Origin of the sequence: Achromobacter sp. ACM01 (genome assembly GCF_014851745.1) — a bacterium.
Classification (GTDB): Bacteria; Pseudomonadota; Gammaproteobacteria; order Burkholderiales; family Burkholderiaceae_B; genus Achromobacter; species Achromobacter aegrifaciens.
On the sequence record NZ_JACVAF010000001.1, the window covers coordinates 1,164,915 to 1,180,059 of the forward strand.

The 15,145-nt window shown below is 64.3% G+C and carries 16 protein-coding genes; 10 read left to right on the top strand and 6 right to left on the bottom strand.

Annotation, left to right across the window (positions count from 1 at the left end; genetic code table 11):
- Positions 1-3: 3 nt before the first annotated feature.
- From IB268_RS05370 to groES, 3 genes are all read right to left on the bottom strand, one after another.
- Positions 4-930 carry a YihY/virulence factor BrkB family protein gene (locus tag IB268_RS05370; RefSeq protein ID WP_192353928.1) on the bottom strand — a complete coding sequence of 309 codons (927 nt, stop codon included), beginning with the start codon at positions 928-930 and terminating at the stop codon, positions 4-6.
- Between the two features lie 199 nt (positions 931-1,129).
- Positions 1,130-2,770 (bottom strand): chaperonin GroEL, encoded by a 1,641-nt coding sequence (groL, locus tag IB268_RS05375; RefSeq protein WP_054451905.1) that lies wholly within the window; start codon positions 2,768-2,770, stop codon positions 1,130-1,132.
- Positions 2,771-2,807: 37 nt separating this feature from the next.
- The gene (gene groES / locus IB268_RS05380) at positions 2,808-3,095 is read right to left on the bottom strand and encodes a co-chaperone GroES (RefSeq protein WP_006221616.1); all 288 of its coding nucleotides are present in this window, start codon (positions 3,093-3,095) and stop codon (positions 2,808-2,810) included.
- A gap of 369 nt (positions 3,096-3,464) precedes the next feature.
- Between groES and IB268_RS05385 the strand changes: the two genes are divergently transcribed.
- A complete protein-coding gene (locus IB268_RS05385) occupies positions 3,465-3,815 on the top strand; it encodes a hypothetical protein (RefSeq protein ID WP_119452007.1) in 351 nt (116 codons plus the stop codon).
- A 181-nt stretch (positions 3,816-3,996) separates the two neighbouring features.
- Positions 3,997-4,980 (top strand): tripartite tricarboxylate transporter substrate binding protein, encoded by a 984-nt coding sequence (locus IB268_RS05390; RefSeq protein WP_175180628.1) that lies wholly within the window; start codon positions 3,997-3,999, stop codon positions 4,978-4,980.
- A 51-nt stretch (positions 4,981-5,031) separates the two neighbouring features.
- On the opposite strand, the gene IB268_RS05395 is transcribed toward IB268_RS05390, so the two are convergent.
- Positions 5,032-5,457 (bottom strand): Rrf2 family transcriptional regulator, encoded by a 426-nt coding sequence (locus IB268_RS05395; RefSeq protein WP_054451902.1) that lies wholly within the window; start codon positions 5,455-5,457, stop codon positions 5,032-5,034.
- Positions 5,458-5,528: 71 nt separating this feature from the next.
- On the opposite strand from IB268_RS05395, the gene IB268_RS05400 reads away from it, so the two are divergent.
- From IB268_RS05400 to IB268_RS05425, 6 genes are all read left to right on the top strand, one after another.
- Positions 5,529-6,506: an alpha/beta fold hydrolase gene (locus IB268_RS05400; protein ID WP_192353929.1), complete on the top strand. Its 978-nt coding sequence runs from the start codon at positions 5,529-5,531 to the stop codon at positions 6,504-6,506.
- Between the two features lie 152 nt (positions 6,507-6,658).
- Entirely contained in the window at positions 6,659-7,588 is a 930-nt protein-coding gene (locus tag IB268_RS05405) for a DMT family transporter (protein WP_054451900.1), read from the top strand.
- Between the two features lie 11 nt (positions 7,589-7,599).
- Complete coding sequence (locus tag IB268_RS05410) at positions 7,600-7,998, top strand: hypothetical protein (protein ID WP_192353930.1); 399 nt, start codon at positions 7,600-7,602, stop codon at positions 7,996-7,998.
- 137 nt (positions 7,999-8,135) lie between these two features.
- Positions 8,136-8,744, top strand: a complete 609-nt coding sequence (locus tag IB268_RS05415; RefSeq protein ID WP_192329320.1) for a hypothetical protein — start codon at positions 8,136-8,138, stop codon at positions 8,742-8,744.
- A 142-nt stretch (positions 8,745-8,886) separates the two neighbouring features.
- Positions 8,887-9,468 (top strand): SMI1/KNR4 family protein, encoded by a 582-nt coding sequence (locus tag IB268_RS05420; protein ID WP_192353931.1) that lies wholly within the window; start codon positions 8,887-8,889, stop codon positions 9,466-9,468.
- Position 9,469: 1 nt separating this feature from the next.
- Positions 9,470-10,486, top strand: a complete 1,017-nt coding sequence (locus tag IB268_RS05425; protein WP_192353932.1) for a hypothetical protein — start codon at positions 9,470-9,472, stop codon at positions 10,484-10,486.
- A gap of 71 nt (positions 10,487-10,557) precedes the next feature.
- On the opposite strand, the gene IB268_RS05430 is transcribed toward IB268_RS05425, so the two are convergent.
- On the bottom strand, positions 10,558-11,766 hold the full coding sequence (locus IB268_RS05430; RefSeq protein WP_175212577.1) for a GGDEF domain-containing protein: 1,209 nt from the start codon (positions 11,764-11,766) through the stop codon (positions 10,558-10,560).
- Between the two features lie 331 nt (positions 11,767-12,097).
- On the opposite strand from IB268_RS05430, the gene IB268_RS05435 reads away from it, so the two are divergent.
- Together IB268_RS05435 and IB268_RS05440 are read left to right on the top strand one after the other, a co-directional pair.
- Positions 12,098-13,279, top strand: a complete 1,182-nt coding sequence (locus IB268_RS05435; protein WP_119452017.1) for an MFS transporter — start codon at positions 12,098-12,100, stop codon at positions 13,277-13,279.
- 147 nt (positions 13,280-13,426) lie between these two features.
- Complete coding sequence (locus IB268_RS05440; protein WP_192353933.1) at positions 13,427-14,326, top strand: arginase family protein; 900 nt, start codon at positions 13,427-13,429, stop codon at positions 14,324-14,326.
- A 61-nt stretch (positions 14,327-14,387) separates the two neighbouring features.
- On the opposite strand, the gene IB268_RS05445 is transcribed toward IB268_RS05440, so the two are convergent.
- On the bottom strand, positions 14,388-15,059 hold the full coding sequence (locus IB268_RS05445; RefSeq protein ID WP_119452018.1) for a lysozyme inhibitor LprI family protein: 672 nt from the start codon (positions 15,057-15,059) through the stop codon (positions 14,388-14,390).
- Positions 15,060-15,145 lie beyond the last annotated feature (86 nt).

Sequence of the window (15,145 nt, forward strand, 5' to 3'; positions counted from 1 at the left end):
GGCTTAGGCGTCTGCTGCGGGCGTGGAGTCCGCCGAGTCCGACGCGGGCGCGCTCTTCCTGCCGAAGCGCAGCGCGAACTGGCGCGTGAACACCGCACCGAAGAAGAAGATCTGCGCCGAATAGTAGATCCACAGCAGCAGCGCGATCAGCGACCCCGCCGCGCCGTAGGCCGACACCGCCGCGCCCCGGCTGAGATAGACGCCGATGCCCCACTTGCCCACCAGGAACAGCGCCGCGGTCACGATGGCGCCCGGGATCACGTCCGGCCACGAGATCTTCGCGCTTGGCAGCAGCTTGTAGATGACCGCGAACAGCGCCACCACGATGGAGAAGGAAAACAGGCTGGATATCCACTCCGCCACCAGGGCGAAGGACGAAGCCGTCCAGAGATCGCCGTAATAACCCCGTGCGGCTCCGAGCGCGGCGTTCACCGTCAGCGATATCAAGAGGAATAGCGCCAGCACCAGCACCAGGCCGAACGACAGCATGCGGCTGCGGACCATGCCGTGCAGCCCGCCTTTCTGGTTGGCGGAGACTTCCCACAGTTCGTCCAGGCTGGCCTTCAGTTCCGCGAAGGCCGTGGTGGCGCTGAAGATCAGCACGAAGATCGATATCAGCGCCGCGATCCAGCCCTTGCCTGATTCATGGGCGCTGGCCAGCACCGTCTGGATGACTTCAGCGCCGCGCTCGCCGGTCAGCTCGCGCAGTTGTGAGAACAACTCCGAGCGCACCGCGTCTTCGCCGAAGAACGCGCCCGCCACCGCGATCACCAGGATCAGCATGGGCGCAAGCGAAAACACCATGTACAGCGCCAGCGCCGCGCCCTTGCTGGAGGCGCGATGGGTGGACCACTGTTTGGCCGAGTCCATCAACAGCCCGCCGATTTCGGACGGACGCAGGGCGCGCAACAGGGTCGGGGGCAAACGCATGGGACTCGGCTCGTTCTGGGGGAGCCTTCATTGTAGGGACGCATGCGCTGCGGCGAAACCCGCAGATTGTGCGCAAACGTGTTCTTTGGCGAGGCCGCGTTGCGGAAAAAAGAAAACCCCCGGGGCGAAGGACCGGGGGTTTTTCGGGATACTGCATTCCCCGGCCGGAGCCGGGGAGGCCTTGCAAGGATGGCGGGACTTAGAAGTCCATGCCGCCCATGCCGCCCATGCCGCCGGGCATGGCCGGAGCAGCGGGCTTGTCTTCGGCGAGTTCGACCACGGCAGCTTCGGCGGTCAGCAGCAGGCTGGCGACGGAAGCGGCGTTCTGCAGGGCGGTGCGGGTCACCTTGGTGGGATCCAGCACGCCTTGCTCGACCAGGTCGGTGTACTCGCCGGTCGCGGCGTTGTAGCCGTAGTTGCCCTTGCCGTTCAGCACGGTGTTGACGACCACGCTGGCTTCTTCGCCGGCGTTGGTGACGATGGTGCGCAGCGGCTCTTCCACAGCACGCAGGATCAGCTTGATGCCGGCGTTCTGGTCAGGCGTGTCGCCCTTCAAGTCAGCGATGGCTTGCTTGGCGCGCAGCAGAGCAACGCCGCCGCCAGCCACAACGCCTTCTTCCACTGCAGCGCGGGTGGCGTGCAGGGCGTCTTCGACGCGAGCCTTCTTTTCCTTCATTTCGACTTCGGTGGCAGCGCCAACGCGAATCACGGCAACGCCGCCGGCCAGCTTGGCCACGCGTTCTTGCAGCTTTTCACGGTCGTAGTCGGACGTGGCTTCTTCGATCTGGACGCGGATTTGCTTGACGCGAGCTTCGATCGACTTGCTGTCGCCAGCGCCGTCGATGATGGTCGTGTTTTCCTTGCCCACTTCGATGCGCTTGGCTTGGCCCAGTTCAGCCAGGCCGGCCTTTTCCAGCGACATGCCGGTTTCTTCGGAGATCACCGTGCCGCCCGTCAGGATGGCGATGTCTTCCAGCATGGCCTTGCGGCGGTCGCCGAAGCCAGGAGCCTTGACGGCGGTCGTCTTCAGGATGCCGCGGATGTTGTTCACAACCAGGGTAGCCAGGGCTTCGCCTTCGACGTCTTCAGCGATGATCAGCAGCGGACGGCTCGACTTGGCAACTTGTTCCAGCACGGGCAGCAGGTCGCGGATGTTGCTGATCTTCTTGTCGAAAATCAGGACAAACGGATCTTCCAGAGCGGCAACTTGCTTGTCCGGGTTGTTGATGAAGTAGGGCGACAGGTAGCCGCGGTCGAATTGCATGCCTTCGACGACGTCCAGCTCGTTTTCCAGCGACTTGCCGTCTTCGACGGTGATGACGCCTTCCTTGCCGACCTTGTCCATCGCGTCAGCGATGATCTGGCCGATGGAGGTGTCGCTGTTGGCGGAGATCGAGCCGACCTGGGCGATTTCCTTGCTGGTCGTGACCGGCTTGGATTGCTTCTTCAGTTCAGCGACGGCGGCGGCGACAGCCTTGTCGATGCCGCGCTTCAGGTCGATCGGGTTGAAACCGGCGGCAACGTACTTCAGGCCTTCCATGACGATGGCCTGGGCCAGCACGGTGGCGGTGGTGGTGCCGTCACCGGCGTTGTCGGAGGTCTTGGAGGCAACGTCCTTGACCAGCTGGGCGCCGATGTTTTCGAACTTGTCCTTCAGTTCGATTTCCTTGGCGACGGACACGCCGTCCTTGGTCACGGTCGGGGCGCCGAACGAGCGCTCCAGCACGACGTTGCGACCCTTGGGGCCCAGGGTGGTCTTGACAGCGTTGGCGAGAACATTCACGCCGCGGACGATGCGCACGCGGGCGTCGTCACCGAACAGTACTTGCTTGGCAGCCATTTCTTAGCTTCCTTCGAAAATTCGTTTGAGGCGGGGTTTACTGGACCACGGCGAGGATTTCGTCCTCGCGGATGACGAGCAGCTCTTCGCCGTCAACCTTCACGGACTGGCCGGCGTACTTGCCGAACAGCACCTTGTCGCCAGCCTTCAGGTCGACCGGCAGGATCTTGCCGTCTTCGGTCTTCTTGCCGGGGCCGACGGCCACGACTTCACCCTGGTCGGGCTTTTCAGCGGCGCTGTCGGGGATAACGATGCCCGATGCAGTCTTGCGCTCGTTTTCGAGGCGTTTGACGATCACGCGATCGCCCAGGGGACGCAAGGCCATGAGGAACTCCTGTTGCAAAAAAGAGAAGGAAATGATCGGTTAGGCCCGGGAACGCTTGTTAGCACTCACCGGTGTCGAGTGCTAATTATAGGGATGATGTTCTAGGGTTCAAGGGGGAGGGGGGTGGTTGTTACATATTGGGGAGCTGGATGGCGTCTAACTTCACTGAGGCGGAAGTTAGACGAGCAGCCGGCAAGCACGGCGACAAGGGACAGGCGTGCAAACACGGGGAGGGAAACAGCCCCAGTACGCTGTGATAGCAGCCATAATCAATTCAACCTGACCTCGAGTGAAGGCAGGAGTTCAGGTTTGGCTCCCACATAAACCGGTAGCGGGTGGGCCGTAGCGTACTCAGTGCGGAATATCTCAATGATGACACCGGAAACGCCAGGCGACGACGCGGTACGGACCCGCAGCCAGGGGCCACTGCCCCAGGGCTTTCGGGCTGGATTGATTACGGCCATCACGGTATTGCTGGGGTTTTCGCTGGGTTTCCTGCGCTACTGGGGCTTCGACGCGCCGGGCGATTGGAGCGCGCTGTCCGTGCTGCCCGGCGTGTCCCTGTTGCTGGCCAGCCTGCTGCAGATAATTGCTCTCTACCGCGCCTTGCGTCTGGAAGATGAAGCCGAGAATGAATACCGGAAAACCGTGCGGTGGTTCATTACGTCGGCGATGCTGCTGTTGCTGGGTGTGACAGCGGCGTTGTGGGAGGTAGCGTGATACGCCGCCGTGCCGCTGGAAAATTAGGGTAATCCGGGATTCTTTAAGCCTAAACTTTTATGAAGAATGAGCGGCAGACGCAGGACCGCCGCCGTATGAGGCATCGAGGCGGTTCTCCGTGGTGCGGCATGTGACGCACCGTACGCGGGATCGCGGGGTGAGCCCCCATAGGGAGAATCGCATGCTGTTGCGTAGACGTTGCCTGGCAATGATGATGCTGGCGCTGACTGGCTGGGTGACGGGCAGCCATGCGCAAACGCCGTCTCAGGCCTGGCCCGTCAAGCCCGTGCGCCTGGTCGTGGGCCTGGCGCCCGGAGGGCTGGTCGACGTGCTGGCACGCACGGTGCAGCCGCACTTGGCCGAAGCATTGAAGCAGACCGTTATCGTGGAGAATCGGGGCGGTGCGGGCGGCAACTTGGCGGGCGCCGAGGTTGTGCGCAACGGTGGAGACAACCATACCTTCCTGCTCAATCCATCGACGACCGAATCGGTCAATCCACTGATGTTCGCCAGCATGCCGTTCGATCCGCAGCGGGACCTGCGGCCGGTTGCCTTGCTGGCCAACAGCCAGTTGTTCCTGTTTGTCCGGTCCTCGCTTGGCGTCGATACGCTCGAAGAATTCGTGGAATATGCGCGCAAGCAGCCCGCTCCTCTCAATTACGGTTCGGCCGGAAACGGCACGACGCCGCATCTGGCCGGCGAGCTGCTCAAGCAGGCTACTGGCATGCAGGCTACCCATGCGCCTTATCGCGGCGTGGCGCCGGCGATACAAGACCTGGCAGCGGGCCAGATCGACTTCGCGTTTGGACCCGCCACGGTCTTTCCCATGGTGCAAGCGGGCAAACTGAAGGTACTTGCGGTGGCAAGCCGGCAACGCGCTGCCGTGGCGCCCGACATACGAACCTTTTCCGAGGTCGGCATCGACGGTGTTTTCGCAGACAGCCTGTTTGGCGTGTATGCCGCCGCTGGCACCCGCGATGACGTGGTCGATCGCATGAACGCCGAAATCAATAAAGTGCTTGCGAGGCCGGAGATCCAGGCGCGCTTTCTCGATGCGGGCGCCGAGGCGCTACCGCTGCGTGTGGCGGACTATGCCGCGCGCGTGCAGGACGAAAAGAAATTGTTCGCCCCGTTGATGAAGTCGTTGGGGCTGAAGGAACAGTAGATAGAACAACGATAAACGCTCTGCCTGCGCAGCTCATTCGACTCTACGGCTTCATCCTTCCTCGCGCGAGGCAATCTCCGCGGCAAGCTCGGAAAGCGATACCGCGCCCAAGCGTTGCAGCAAGGCATGCTCGCCTTCGCGCAGGGAATCCGCCACCAATTGGTTCGCGGCTCGTTCCACGGGGCAGGCAGGATTGTCGTCGGCTGGCCCGATGGTAAAGACCGTGCCATGGGCGATGGCTTCATGGACATCGCGCGCGGTGATGGTTTCCAGTCCCCTGGCCAGTACCCAGCCGCCGTTGCGCCCGCCCGTGGAGGTCACCATGCCGGCGGTACGCAGCGCCGCCATGGATCGGCGCACCACCACCTCATTCGTATGCAGCATCTGGGCCAGCGTTCCAGAAGTGGTCGTGCCGCCGCGCAAATGCATGTGAATCAAGACGTGCAGCAGACGGGCAAGGCGGGTGTCATTGGCCATGGGATCAGTTACCGTAACCACAGGTGTTACGGTATTATAGCTGCACCGGATACTTCTTGAGAGCTTGCCCGATGATCGACCTTGAAACACGCGATGTGACCGTCAACGGCATCACGCTCAATGTCACGGCCCAGGGCGAAGGTCCACTCGTCGTGCTGTGCCACGGCTTTCCCGAGACCGCTTATGCCTGGCGCCATCAGCTGCCCGCCCTGGCCCGTGCGGGATTCCGCGCCGTGGCCCCGGATTTGCGCGGTTATGGCGCCAGCGACAGTCCGGCGGATGTGGCGGCGTTCACAACATTGGATGTCATCGGCGACCTGGTCGCGCTTATCGAAAGCGAGGGGGCCGATGATGCGGTGATCGTGGGGGGCGATTGGGGCGCCAGCATCGCATGGCAGGCAGCCCAACTGCGTCCGGACCGCTTTCGGGCCGTCGTCGCCCTGGGCGTTCCCATGATGCGCAGAGCGCCGGTTGCACCCAGCCGCCTCTTCCCCAGAACCGAGTCCGCTGCGTTTTACACGCATTACTTCAACGAGCCGGGAGTTGCTGAAGAGGAGTTCGAGCGCGACATCAGCGCGACCCTGCGCGCCATCTACTTCGCGGCATCGGGCGACGCCGGGCCGCGTGACGACCCCGCCACGCCCAATCCGTTTGGCATGGTAGCCGCTGGCCGTGGCCTGCTCGATTCGCTGCCTGTCCCCCAGACGTTGCCGGCCTGGCTTACTCCATCGGATCTGGCGACCTTTGTCCAAAGCTACACCGCCAGCGGTTTTCGTGGCGGCCTCAACTATTACCGGAATCTGGACCGCAATTGGGCGCTGCAGGGGGCCTTTGAGGGAAAGACGGTGGATGTGCCTGCGCTTTATCTCGTAGGGGAAAGGGAGACGGGCCTGGCGATTCCCGGCATGGACCAGATCATCGCGGCCATGCCGGCCCTCGTTCCCCAACTGCGCGCTGCTGAAGTCATTCCCGGCGCGGGGCATTGGTTGCAACAGGAAGCCCCCGAGGCAGTCAACAAGGCGCTCGTCGATTTCCTGAGGAGCCTTTGACCGTGTGAAGAAGCCATACTGCAATATCGCGTTGAAACTGCGCCAGCTAAAATCCCGCATGCGCGCTGACGGCTGTCACGGATAGACAACCTCGACGCATTGCTTTTCACCGTCGCCCCGCGCGACCACCGCAGCTCACCTTCGAAGCACAGATGAAAAATACGCTGATGGCCACGCACCTGCGCCTGGTCGGCATGGCCGCGCTCTGGGGCGCGTCGTGGTCCTGGGGCAAGGTCGTCGCCCAGGCCATGGCTCCATTGGCCGCGGCCAGCCTGCGGTTCCTGTTCGCCAGCGTGGTGCTGGTTCTGTGGATGCATCGCGCCTCGGCGCTGCGTGGCCTGAAGTCCCTGACGCGCAACCAATGGCTTGGCCTGGCCGCCGCCGCGTTGGCGGGCGTCTTTGGCTACTCCAGCTTCTTCATGTTGAGCCTGCAGCTGGTGCCGGCCGGCAAGGCCGCGATCGTGGTGACGCTGAATCCAGGCGCGACGCTGTTGCTGGCGGCGATCCTGTTCCGCGAACATCTCAATCCAGCCATCCTGGCCGGCATGGTTCTTTCGGCCATCGGTGCGTATATCGCCATCGGCGGCGGGGTTTCACAAGCAGCCGCCGGCTCCGGCGTAGGCATCGGCGAACTGCTGCTGCTCGGTTGCGTGGCCTGCTGGGTGGCCTACACCCTGATCGGCCGGCTGGTGCTCAAAGGCGTGGACGCCCTGACCACCACCACGGTGACCACCGTGATTGGCGCGCTGATGCTGCTGCTCACCAGTCTGATCGTGGAAGGCGTTCCCGCCTGGCAGAAGCTGGGGCAGGCGCCGGCCAGCGCCTGGGGCAGCCTGCTGGCTTTGGCGTTCGGGGCGACCGCGATCGCCTACGCCTGGTACTTCGAAGGCGTGAAGGCGCTGGGCGCCGGCGCGGCCTCGGGCTACATCACGCTGGTGCCCGTCTTCGGAGTGCTGTTCTCCAGCCTTTGGCTGGGCGAAGCCACGCCCGCGAATCTGTTCATCGGCGCCGCCCTTGCGATCTCGGGCATGGCCATCATGCACGTCGGCCGGCGTCGTGCCGAGGCGCGACAGCGCCGATAGGCGGACCTTACATGCGGCCCTATACCCACGACCACATGCCGGCCCAGGAGACTTGGCTGGACTGCGCGACCGCCGACGGAGGCCGGCTGCGCGTGGTGCTGCTCGCAGCTGATCAGCAGGCGGCGGCGCCGCTGCTGGCGCGGGCCCGCTCGATCGCTCAAGCGCTGGCGACGCACCGCGACGCCGCGTTGCAATTCCTCTGGCAGGCGGGACGCGACACAGGCGACCCCGAAGATCCCCCTGTGACGTTCCTGGAACACTTCACGCCATCCGACCTGATCGTCGCGGCCGACGGGGGCTACGTGCTGCACCTGGCGCCGCGCGACGCGACCTGGTTCATGGATGGCTATTGGCCGGCCGTACGCTTCGCGGCGGATGACCGGCCTGCGGACTGGATCTGCGAATCCTGATCCGAGCCACCGTATCCAAAGCGGCCTCTTGGCGCTTGGAGGCAATGCCGCGTCAGGTTCCGCACAGGCGCATGATTACACTCTGATCGTGACACGTGCGTCATTCACGGAGAAGTCGACATGGAATTGGCTCAAACATGACTAGCAACGACGGGATTCAGGTCTCGGTCTATACCCGATGGCACCAGTTGTCGGTGCCGTTGGCCTTCGCCCTGGCGGCGGGCAGCTTCATGCTGGTGGTGTTCAACCGTGGGCCGATTGTTCTGGCGGTTGTGCTGGCGGTGCTGGGGTTGCTGGCGCCGCCGCTGGTGGCGTTCAAGGGCTTTCCCACACGCAATACCGTCAAGGTGACGTCCGAAGGGCTGGAGTTTTCGCGCCGCTCCGCCGTCGCCTTCGCCCAATTGTCCCGCTGGGGCACCGACGATTATCTCAAGCTGGTCCGTCCCGGCCTGCCGACGTTGCTGGTCAGTGCAGTGGACCGGCCCACACGTGAACGTCTGTTGCGCGAGTTTGAGCAGGCCTTGGCGGCGTGGCATACGCGCCAGCCCGCCGGTACGCAGGCGGCGCGCCGCACACATTTCTATGGTTCCACGGCAGGACGCCTGGTGGGCCTGTTGATCATCGTGCTGGGGGCGGGTGTGGCTGTCATGGCGCTGAGCTTGCGCGAACCGTCGATGTCGCTGGCTATCGTTGGCGGGCTGGGAGCGCTGTTCGGATTGGCGATGCTGTTTGGCCGGCGGGGCTGAACGGTCATGGCGGCCAGGCAGGTCGAGGTGTGTGCGCAGGTCGTGGAAGCGCTTGCCGCCGCAATCAAAGATATAGTGGTGCGCTTTCAAGGCTCCCGCTTTCGCGGCGAACCAGGACTTTTCTTAGCTTCAGGATGCTTGCATGACCATGACCGCCGAACAGTTTCATCAACGCATGTGGGAAATCCTGGATCCCGTGGACACCGAGCATTTCGAGGTCGTGGCCGCGCCCGCGCCCGATGCGGAGGCGATCGCCGGGCTGGAAGCCGCTGTAGGCTTCCCGCTGCCTTCGGCGTTTGCGGCCTTCTGCCAGCGTACCAACGGCCTGTGCGTGATGGCGCGCGAGGAAGTCTGGCCGCATGCGAAGGAATTCGAAGTCGGCCCCGCCTGGACTTTCTGGCGCGGCCTGGTGCTGTTGGGCATCGATGCGCCGGAGTTGCCCGAATGGGCCAGCATCTCGGCGCAGCAGCGCCAGCTTGCCGAGGCCGGTTTGCCCGGCATCCTGCCCGTGCTGAAGGTCGTGGGTGACGGCAGCCGGATCTGGGGCGTGGATCAGGCGGGGACGGTCGTGGCGATCGATGACCTGACCGATGTGGAGCCGCTGGCCGGCGACCTCACCGACCTCTACGCCGAGCAGATAGCCGATCTGCTGCAGCGCCAGCAGGATATGGCGCAGCGGCTGGCCGAACGCGCGGCGCGCAAGCATCGCAAGCTGCCGGGGTAGCATGAGCGCAATGCTGCAAGTCACCGAAGAACCCCTGGCCGATGAGGACATCGTGCTGCTGCGCCGTGGCCGTCGCGGCAGATTCCTGACGGCCGTGTTCGCGGGGCTGATGTTCCTGCTGCTGGCGAGCAGCGCGATCATGTTCGTCGTGCTTGGCGCGTCCGATCGCAGCCTGCGCCGCGGCGCTGACGGCGTGGTGATCCTGTTGTGCACAGTGGCGATGACTTGCTTCGCGGTCTTTCTTGGACGCAGGTTGCTGCGCCTGCCGCAAGCCTGGCGCCGCTTCAATCGGGTGTTGAAGGGGCGTGTACCCAAGCAGATCGTTTCCGGGCACCTGACCGGTTTTGGTCCGGCCGGGAGTCCCGGCATCTGCTACGTCTTCGGCGAACAGCGCGTGGACGTAGCTCTGCCGTTTTGGAACGAGATCGCCAGGGACACTCGAGAAGGTTTCCGGCCTGTGACGGCCGTGGCGCTGACGGACCTACCCGTGCGCCTGCACTTGCTGACGCTGGACCCCGATGCGCCACCCGTGCTGTTGCTGGCCGAGTACCCGATGAGCGCGCAGGCCTGGAATTCGGTCGAGGAAGTCAGCAATGCCGACCGCGACGCCGTGCGCAAGGAAGAATTGAGCCTGCGCAAGTTCTTCTACGTGCTCGCCCTGGCCCCGCTGGTCGGCAGCCTGTTCCTGGGGCCCTTGATCCTGCTGGCCGCATTCTTCGTTCTCACGGGATTCGTGCTGGGCATGCGCAGCCCCAGGCTGAAGCGGGCCCGCTACAAGCACGGGGTACGCGGCTTGGTCGAGGAAGTCGTGACCTATCGCGTGCGCGCGTCCAACTCGAACATTTCCACGCTGGTTCACAACTATCGCATCGGGGGCGTGATGTACCGGGTCGAGCATTTAGGGCAAGCTGCCGCGCCGGGCCAGCGCGTTGCCTTCGAGTATCTCGACGGAACGGGCATCATGGGGCCGAGCGCCTTGTTCTTTCGGATTGAAGACGAGCCGGTCATGACGCTATGAGCGCGGCGCGCTGCCCGCCGCATTGAACCCTGCCGGGATCTCTGCGGGCGGCGCGGGCCGAGCCGGCGACTTCATGCCTGTGCGCAACACGCTTGAGTGCTTGCGTTGTCGCCAGGCGCGTGGCGGCCATGCCCGGCCTCGGCCGGCGCCATGCCCGCAACCGTGCAGTTCCGTCCTCGTCGCTTCGCCTCGTAAAGCAGGTCGTCTGCCCGTTTCAACGCGCTGGCGAAAGGTTCTCCTGCCTGCACGACGGTCACTCCCATGCTTGCGGTGAAACAGGAATCTGGAACCTGTGGCGTCCAGCGCTGCGCCACGAAACTGGCACGGATCTCTTCGGCGATTGCGGTGGCGCTTTCCAGGCTTGCCGTGGGCAGCAGCAGCAGGAATTCTTCTCCTCCCAGCCGGGCCGCATGGATGCGGGTGTCCGTTAGCGGCCTGAGCAGGGCGCCGAATCGGGCAAGCACCATGTCGCCAAACGCGTGGCCGAAGACATCGTTGATGCGCTTGAAGTTGTCGATGTCGGCCATGATCAGCGCGGTCGGCGTTGCCGCATCCGAGAATGCGCGCCCGGAGGCAAGCAGACTATCGAGTCCTTGGCGGTTCAGCAGGCCCGTCAAGGCGTCGGTATGGGCGTGGCGACGGTACTTCTCTATGGCGTCGTAGCTCGTCGCTATGAAGACCGCGAAGGTCAGGACTATGCTTCCGAGCAGTCCGGTGTATTGGATCAGGATGCCCCAGACCGACGTTCTCCATTCGCCCGTTGAGAGCGGCGGAATCGGGGCGGCAATGTACAGGATGCACTGGCCCGTCAACACGAGGGAGATGAAGAGGAACGCGGCGGTGAGCACCCTGTCCGACGTGGTCACGGCATGCCTGGCGAAGGACAGCGTGGCCCGCCAGGTCACGAGCGCGCAACAGGCTTGCACGAAGAACGTTTCCAGCTTCGCACTGGCAAACAGCACTACCGAGACAACTACCATCGCCGTCGAGGCAAGCAGGACCGCAGCATCGAAGTAGGGGGGAACCTGGCTGCGCCTGCGGCTCTGGAGGGCGCGACAGGCGAGGATGACGCCGCCCAGAATGAAAGCATCCTCGACAACCTGTTTATATGGGGAAAGTGCGCTGGCCTGCACCAGCATGATGGCGTAGCCTGCGCCCAGGCTGGCCAGGGCGCAGCCCCACCGGAGCGTATTGAAGCCGATGAAGCGTGCAGCGCAGAGTCCGATGGCGCACATCAGGATCGCTGCAGGCACGGACCATTCAAGAAGGGTTGCGGGCATGGACAGGCGAATGCGTGGAACGGTACACAGTCGAGCGCATGCTCGGCCGACACAATTTGTATGGAAAAAGATTACAGTGTGTTGCAATGTATCGCCAGGACTCAACAGTCAAGGATTGTCAAGCGATGCGGCCAGCTTCGCCGGGAAGGGAAAGCCGGTATCTGCCGGACGTTGAACAGCTGGCCAGAGACGCGGCGGCTGTCAGCTAGCCGACAGGCGGGCGCGAGGGGCGCCAGCTACACTTCCGGCATCCCGCGCCAATGTCCGCCGGACCGGTCCCGTGCCCTGTGGCAAGGCGGCGGACAGGCGGCCGGTCTCCCATTCTCCCGCCATGTCGCAACCCGATTCGTTCAATCTGAAGCAGATCGCCGTGCCGGCGTTCGGCCCGTCGCTGCTCTATGGCATCAGCAACGGCGCCATTCTTCCCGTGATCGCGCTCACCGCCCGCGATCAAGGAGCGTCGATAGCCACCGCCGGCCTGATAGCCGCCCTCATCGGGGTTGGCTCGCTGCTTTCCAATATTCCGTCCGCGCTGATCACCCATCGCTTCGGCGAGAAGCGCGCCATGGCTGGCGCGGCGGTGTTGAGCGTGGTCGGCCTGCTGCTCGTGATTGGCGTGCCCAACCTCTGGGTGCTGGCGTTGGCCATGCTGATGCAAGGATGCGCGCAGTCGGTGTTTCAGCTGGCGCGCCAGAGCTACATGATCGAGGTCGTGCCGCTGGCGTACAGGGCGCGCGCCCTGTCCACGCTCGGCGGTACGACGCGGATCGGTACTTTCTTCGGCCCGTTCGCGGGTGCGGCCCTGATTCATTTCGTGGGGCTGGATGGCGCCTATTGGATTGCCATCTGCGCCATGCTCGGCGCAGGACTCATCGCCATCAAGGCGCCTGATATCGAGCCTTCGGCGGGCGCGGGCGCGGGCGCGCCGCGCGCACGCATGGGCGAGGTTGCGCGCGACCATCGCGGCGTGTACGCCACGCTCGGCGTGGGCGTGATGCTGATCAGCGCGCTGCGCGCGTCGCGCCAGGTGGTGATTCCCCTGTGGGCAGACCACCTGGGCCTCGACGCCGCCACCACTTCGCTCATCTACGGGCTGGTCGCCGCAGTCGATATGTCGGTGTTCTATCCGGCGGGCAAAGTGATGGACCAGCGCGGCCGCTTGTGGGTGGCATTGCCTTGCACGCTGCTGATGGGGCTGAGCCTGATGGCGATCCCGCTTACCGACGGGGTGGCGAGCTTCATCCTGGTGTCGGCGCTGCTGGGCTTCGGCAACGGCATCGGATCGGGCATCGTCATGACGTTGGGCGCCGACGCCGCCCCAGCGGGCGCGCGCACGCAGTTCCTCGGCATCTGGCGTTTCATGGCCGACCTTGGCTCAAGCGGCGGACCCGTGGCGCTGTCGGTGCTGACCGCCCTGGTGTCGCTCGGCGGCGCATCGTTCGGTGTCGGCACGCTGGGGCTGGTGGCGGCCGGCGTGTTCTGGCGCTGGCTGCCGCGCCGCGCGCAGGCTTGAGGGTCTTGCTCCAGGGCTCGCACGGGTCATGGGAGCCGCCCGCGTCTCCGTAGGGAAACGGAAGATACGGTGTCGGATTGAGCTTTCGCGCCGCAATTTGTAGTCTGGCATCATATTTTTTGCGGAATGGCCGCCCCGGAGGCGCTGATGCCGACTCTCTCCTATGCAATCCTCGAAGCCCCTTCCACGCTAGGCTTGGCGACCGACGGTGTGGAATGCCTGCCTGATCAGCTGCTGGCCCACGGCCTTGCTGAGCGCATCCGTGCACGCCGCGCCGGGCGACTTGCCGTGCCTCCCAAGAATCCGACGCCGGATCCCGAGACCGGCACCCTGAACGCCAAGGCCATTGCGGCGTGGTCGCCCAAGCTTGCCGACGCGGTGGGCGCGCTGCTTGATGCGGGCGAGTTTCCGGTGCTGCTAGGCGGCGATTGCACAATCCTGCTGGGTTCCATGCTCGCGTTGCGCAGGCGCGGCCGTTACGGTCTGCTCTTCATCGACGGCAACGCGGACTTTTTCCAACCGGAGGCGGAACCCAACGGCGAAGGCGCTTCGATGGATCTTGCCTTCGTCACCGGCCATGGTCCGCCGTTATTGGCCGACATCGAAGGGCGCGGGCCGTTGGTCCGCCCTGAAGACGCCGTTGCGTTCGCGTATCGCGATCATGAGGACCAGGAAGAGTACGGCAGCCAGCCGCTCCCTGAAGCGCTCAAGACGCTTGATCTCCCGGCAGTGCGTTCGATGGGCATCGAGGCTGCTGCGCGGCAGGCAGTCGATCATCTGACGCGAGCAGAGCTGGATGGTTTCTTTATCCACCTCGACGCAGACTGTCTTGACGACGCCATCATGCCGGCCGTCGATTTCCGCGTGCCTGGCGGCTTGTCGTGGGAAGAGCTGACGGCCGCGCTGCGGATTGCCCTGTCGAGCGGCAAGGCCGTTGGCCTTGAGATCACTATCTACAATCCGCGTCTTGATGAAGATGGCGGCGCCGGGCGTGGCCTGGCCGATTTGCTGGCCGCAGCCCTCGGAACGGCTGCGTCATCGGTGTAATCGTGGTGTCCGGCGGCACGCAGTCGCATCGAGTTTGCGTGCGGCTGCGGAATGCCTTTGATCAGCGCACCGCGAACCAGTCTCCCTCCAGGCTGCCGTTCATGCCGCAGAACGGCGGACCGAAGCCATCTTTCTCGCCCCCGGCGGGCGGCGTTTCTCGCACCACCAGCACAGCGCCGCGGCGCGTCAGGTCCAGCGTCCACGGCGGCCCGTCCTGATAGGTGACGATGATGCTGTCGCCTACGGCGACAGCCTTGCCGCTCAGATCGCAGACCCAGCGGCCGTTGTAGGGCTGGGCCGAATTGGCGGCCACGAGCAGTTGGCCGTCGGCGCCGCGGGTGATTTCAATTTCACCTTCGACGTTCTTCCACTTGCCGACAAAGCCGGCAGGCGGCTGCGGATCGATGGACTTCAGAAAATTCAGGCGGTAGCGCATGCTGGTGCCGATCTCCTTGACCGGCGTGCTGCCCGAAAAGGGCTCGGCATAGATATTGTCCCGCACGCCCAGGAAATAACGTTGGTCGGCGGTCAGTGATTTGACTGCCTCGGCGTCGAGCTTGCCGCGTACCGCCTTGTACTGCTGCGCGATGGCCGCGTCCTGGTCGGCCAGCGCCGGGTGGGCGCAAATGGCTTTTTCGACCGGAGTCGCGGCCTTGGCGCAGTTGAAAGAGGGGGCTGCCACGGCGCTGCCTGCCACGGCCAACGATGCTGCAAGGACCAGATGACGGATCATCTTGTGTAGCTCTCCAGGGTTATATAAGCGTTCGATGGGCCTGTCGGCGCCGAGAGGACTGCGCAGTTTACCGGCGGGGACTGTGC

Excerpts from the sequence above, each read along its gene's own strand:
- IB268_RS05430 (WP_175212577.1), bottom strand. The coding sequence starts at position 11,766 with ATGCCCGCAACCCTTCTTGAATGGTCCGTGCCTGCAGCGATCCTGATG.
- IB268_RS05385 (WP_119452007.1), top strand. The coding sequence starts at position 3,465 with ATGATGACACCGGAAACGCCAGGCGACGACGCGGTACGGACCCGCAGC.
- groL (WP_054451905.1), bottom strand. The coding sequence starts at position 2,770 with ATGGCTGCCAAGCAAGTACTGTTCGGTGACGACGCCCGCGTGCGCATC.
- IB268_RS05425 (WP_192353932.1), top strand. The coding sequence starts at position 9,470 with ATGAGCGCAATGCTGCAAGTCACCGAAGAACCCCTGGCCGATGAGGAC.
- IB268_RS05420 (WP_192353931.1), top strand. The coding sequence starts at position 8,887 with ATGACCATGACCGCCGAACAGTTTCATCAACGCATGTGGGAAATCCTG.
- IB268_RS05415 (WP_192329320.1), top strand. The coding sequence starts at position 8,136 with ATGACTAGCAACGACGGGATTCAGGTCTCGGTCTATACCCGATGGCAC.
- IB268_RS05410 (WP_192353930.1), top strand. The coding sequence starts at position 7,600 with ATGCGGCCCTATACCCACGACCACATGCCGGCCCAGGAGACTTGGCTG.
- IB268_RS05435 (WP_119452017.1), top strand. The coding sequence starts at position 12,098 with ATGTCGCAACCCGATTCGTTCAATCTGAAGCAGATCGCCGTGCCGGCG.
- IB268_RS05440 (WP_192353933.1), top strand. The coding sequence starts at position 13,427 with ATGCCGACTCTCTCCTATGCAATCCTCGAAGCCCCTTCCACGCTAGGC.
- IB268_RS05405 (WP_054451900.1), top strand. The coding sequence starts at position 6,659 with ATGAAAAATACGCTGATGGCCACGCACCTGCGCCTGGTCGGCATGGCC.
- IB268_RS05445 (WP_119452018.1), bottom strand. The coding sequence starts at position 15,059 with ATGATCCGTCATCTGGTCCTTGCAGCATCGTTGGCCGTGGCAGGCAGC.
- IB268_RS05400 (WP_192353929.1), top strand. The coding sequence starts at position 5,529 with ATGATCGACCTTGAAACACGCGATGTGACCGTCAACGGCATCACGCTC.
- IB268_RS05395 (WP_054451902.1), bottom strand. The coding sequence starts at position 5,457 with ATGGCCAATGACACCCGCCTTGCCCGTCTGCTGCACGTCTTGATTCAC.
- IB268_RS05370 (WP_192353928.1), bottom strand. The coding sequence starts at position 930 with ATGCGTTTGCCCCCGACCCTGTTGCGCGCCCTGCGTCCGTCCGAAATC.
- groES (WP_006221616.1), bottom strand. The coding sequence starts at position 3,095 with ATGGCCTTGCGTCCCCTGGGCGATCGCGTGATCGTCAAACGCCTCGAA.
- IB268_RS05390 (WP_175180628.1), top strand. The coding sequence starts at position 3,997 with ATGCTGTTGCGTAGACGTTGCCTGGCAATGATGATGCTGGCGCTGACT.